Annotated in this window: 1 protein-coding gene; it reads right to left on the bottom strand. The window is 48.6% G+C overall.

The features are described 5' to 3' along the window. A partial coding sequence (locus EYW48_RS21465) for a type VI secretion system Vgr family protein (RefSeq protein WP_277433075.1) occupies positions 1–461 on the bottom strand: 461 nt, incomplete at both ends.

Here is a 461-nt window from a genome sequence, read left to right as displayed (position 1 = left end):
CGTCTTAAGTACTGCAAACGAATTTGGTTAAAGGCTTTACCGTTCACATCGTCTTTAAAGCGACCGGGCGCATCAAAATGCTCGTAAATGGCTTGTTGGTAGTCCATCTCAATGCCTTGCGCTTGCTGGGCAAAAGAGTAGCTAGGCTTTTTGAAACTGTAATCGCAAAGCTCACTGTGGCTGGCTTCGGTTTGAGTGCGCTGGGTAAGGTTGGAGACATAAGGGCTGTCCATCACCCCGCCCGACAATACATTGTAAGGTATCGGCTCACCATGTTTGGGCAGGCTTTGGCTGTCATCACTAAAAAACAGGGTGTGTTTGCCCTCTTCATGAATAACGCTATACACCAAACCTTCTTCTGCCGCCAAACGATGCAGAAAATCGAGGTCGGTTTCTCGGTATTGCACGCAGAATTCTCGCTGGGTCGCTTCACGCTTGAGCGAGAACGCGTAATCGTTAAT

The organism is Vibrio sp. 1180_3, assembly GCF_029478545.1.
In the GTDB taxonomy this organism is placed as follows: domain Bacteria; phylum Pseudomonadota; class Gammaproteobacteria; order Enterobacterales; family Vibrionaceae; genus Vibrio; species Vibrio aestuarianus.
This window is presented reverse-complemented; position numbering and strand designations above follow the sequence as displayed.